The sequence below is a fragment of the Wolbachia pipientis genome (assembly GCF_023661085.1).
Taxonomy (GTDB): domain Bacteria; phylum Pseudomonadota; class Alphaproteobacteria; order Rickettsiales; family Anaplasmataceae; genus Wolbachia.
The window spans coordinates 1-3,337 of the sequence record NZ_JAHDJT010000131.1 but is presented as its reverse complement, the minus strand read 5'-3'; the positions used below and the strand labels follow the sequence as shown (position 1 = coordinate 3,337).

Below are 3,337 nucleotides of genomic sequence, written 5' to 3'. Positions count from 1 at the left end.
GCCTGCAGATCAAAAACAAGTTTTGAGTCAGAAATACCCTTAGTGTTATGATAATGAAATTGTTGGAATTTGTCAAGCAGTTTTTTTGTTGCTATTGAATTTCCATGACTTCTGAACATATAGTGGAATATATAGGTATAAAAGAACTTGAACCTAGATGGAGTTATTCATTTACACTGCATCTTTTAAAAGCAATAAATAAACAGTAAAAATAAATGCTAGTACTGATGCAGACAAAACAAGAATAGCTGCACTGATTGCTTGACCATTGTAAACACAGCTCGTTAAGCCAATAAAAACAGCCATAATAAAAGATCTGATAAATGAAACTGCAGAAGAAGCTGTACCTCTGATTCCAGGGAAAACATTCAATGATGCGTTAAAAAGCACTGCCTGGCAAATTGCACAACCAATAACAAAAATGACCATAGATAGTGTTACTAAGTAGAAAGAATGGGGTGTGATTACACTGAATATCAAAAGCAATATAGACCCAATCATGATCACACTTACACCATAAATTACACACCTTATTGCCCCAAGTTTCTGTAAGATCTTGCCAGTAAATAGACTGACGAGTGAGAAGGATCCAACTATTGCACCTTGATGCAGTGCATAAATAGCGCTGGGCAAACCAAAAGTCTCCATGTATAAAAAGGGTCCACAAGTGATAAATGACATACAAGCAGCAGAAAAAAGGCTCATTATCAAAGATAGTGCCATAAATTTTGAACTCAATGATAGCTTCCCATAGTCTTTCATCATTTTTTTCAAATTAAAGATATCGCGGTCCTTTTTCGTTTCCGGCAACAGAAAAAGCAGCAAAACCCAGGAGATTAAACAAAGTATTGCAACACTTGTATAATTACCACGCCATCCCACAATTTCATTGATGAAACTGCCTAAAACCGGTGCAACTGCCATAACAACTGTGAGAACAGAATTCATGATTCCGATAAATTTCACTGCTTCGTCGCCTTTATAGCTATCTGCAACGATTGCAAATACAACTACAGATGTGCTAACACCAATGCCTTGAATAAAGCGAGAAATTAAAAGCCAAAAAACTGAAGGTGCAAAAACACAGCCAACAGCACCAACGAGCAGCAAAGTGTTGCCTATGATCATAATTCTCCTTCTGCCATAGCATTCAGACAATGGACCAAAGAATAACCCTCCTATGCAAAAACCTAGGAAATTGTAAGCAATAGTTAATTGAATTGTGCCTTCTGACACATTGAAATAGCGCACCATATCCGGAAAGCTAGGTACAGAAACATCGATTTCAATAAACTTGGCAATTAAAGATAAGATCAACAGAAAAGGTAGTAGCATTTAAAATTTTCAACTAATGGATAAAAGTATCGCATCTAAAGCGTTTAGCAAAGAATATTTTTCATTACTTCACCAAAATTACTGGGAATACTCACGTAAAGAAGTAATTGAAATAACTCTCTCCGTTGTTATTTTCCTTCACTTGGTAAAATATTCGTGCATTACGCACTACCACTTGGTGTACAGAAGTTACAGCGTTCCCTTGCCAAAATCTCGAGAATCTGCACTATATTTAGTGCTGCACCTTTACGCAGATTGTCAGCCACTATCCACATGTTTAATCCGTGTTCAACGGTATTGTCTTTTCTAATACGCGATACATATACAGCGTCCTCCTGTACAACATCAATTTGAGTTGTATATTCGCCACCTTCGCGCCTATCATACACTAAAATTCCATTGTCTTCGGTTTCACTTAGCACTTTACAAGCTTGTTCTTCAGTTATAGGCTGATAAAACTCTACATTCACTGCTATAGCATGACCAATAAAAACGGGCACCCTCACGCAAGTTGCAGTAACTTTTATATCTTCTCCCAAGATTTTTTTTGTTTCCTCTTGCATTTTCCATTCCTCTTTTGTGAAACCATCTTCCATGAATTCTCCTATGTGAGGAATACAATTAAATGCTATTTGCTTAGGAAATATCTCGGGTTTTTTGGTTTCATTCATAAAGATCTTTTTTGTCTGATGATAAAGTTCATCCATTGCTGCTTTGCCTGCGCCAGAGGTTGATTGATAAGTTGAAGCAACAATTCTCTTTATTTTTGCTTTTTGGTGTAATAAGTGCAGTACTAGCAACATCTGTATTATAGTACAGTTTGGATTGGATATTATGTTATGGTTTTTGTATTCCATGATTTTTTCTTTATTAATCTCTGGAATGATCAGCGGTACACCCTCTTTCATCCTGAAGTGGAAACTGTTATCTATCACAACGCATCCGGCTTCAGTTGCAATTGGTACGTATTTTTCAGAAACATAAGCACCAGCGCAGAAAATGGCTATATTGGCTCCAACAAAATCATAATCTTCAAGACATAAGACAGTTAGTTCTTCATCACCAAAACTCACCTTCTTTCCCTTTGATTTTTTTGATGCAAGTACGGTAATAGAATCTATCGAAATTTTTTCTTCGTCTTGAAACTCAGCAAGTATGCTCAGCACCTCGCGTCCCACTCTTCCTGTTGCTCCAATAACAGCAATTTTATGTCCCATTATAGATGAACCTCTAACTTAAAGTTATATTATATTTTCACCGACAAAATTTACAATTGTTTTAATATTTTTACCTTGCAATTAACCATAATTTAGTTATTCTTATGCAAGATTAATAATATTACGCGGTAAAGTGAGAGATGAGCAAAAAGTATGATGAAACTAAGGTTAAACCTGCAACATCTACACCTCCAGGACCTAAGGGAACCAATGAGTCAAGGATTCAAGTGGCAAGAAGGAAATTTCCGAATTTTAATGATGAAAGGTATTCTGTAAAAACTGTTAAAACACGGTTTCTAGAAACAGGACAACAGCCTTTAAAGCTAAGGCATTTCTTGAAATCAATACCAATTATAGGAAGGTTTTTAGCAAAAGTTTTCACACCCGAAAAAATAGAAACTATCAGCAACCCTATATATGAAAGCAGGGAAGCATACGAAGCATATAAAAGGTCGCGAAATAAATACTATAGTGAAGCGGAAGATGAGGCAAAAATAATTCGCACGGACGGTAAGCATGAGAAAGGAATAAGCAGCAAGCTTAAGAAGAGTAATGTTAAACAAGTGGAGCATGGAAAGCACAAAAAGCCCTAGCTGTGCTTTTGTTGCGTAGCAAGTGGAATTATACCAATTCCACTACACAAAAAGCGGATGGACAACAGTGAAAAAAGCTATAACGTCATCCAATAGAAACAAAAAACTACTTGACAAGTTTCTCCAACCCTCCTATAATGGTACTGAAGCTATTTGTTTAACTTCCCAATCTGTACAGGTTAAAATGACAAG

The 3,337-nt window shown here is 36.3% G+C and carries 3 protein-coding genes; 1 reads left to right on the top strand and 2 read right to left on the bottom strand.

Annotated features, from left to right (window positions below; all coding sequences use genetic code 11):
• Window positions 1–171 precede the first annotated feature (171 nt).
• Window positions 172–1,335: a multidrug effflux MFS transporter gene (locus tag DM84_RS05455; protein ID WP_250778950.1), complete on the bottom strand. Its 1,164-nt coding sequence runs from the start codon at window positions 1,333–1,335 to the stop codon at window positions 172–174.
• A 161-nt stretch (window positions 1,336–1,496) separates the two neighbouring features.
• Window positions 1,497–2,552, bottom strand: coding sequence for an aspartate-semialdehyde dehydrogenase (locus tag DM84_RS05450; protein ID WP_250778948.1), 1,056 nt, complete (start codon window positions 2,550–2,552; stop codon window positions 1,497–1,499).
• 140 nt (window positions 2,553–2,692) lie between these two features.
• Between DM84_RS05450 and DM84_RS05445 the strand changes: the two genes are divergently transcribed.
• Window positions 2,693–3,145 (top strand): hypothetical protein, encoded by a 453-nt coding sequence (locus DM84_RS05445; protein ID WP_250778946.1) that lies wholly within the window; start codon window positions 2,693–2,695, stop codon window positions 3,143–3,145.
• Window positions 3,146–3,337: the final 192 nt, after the last annotated feature.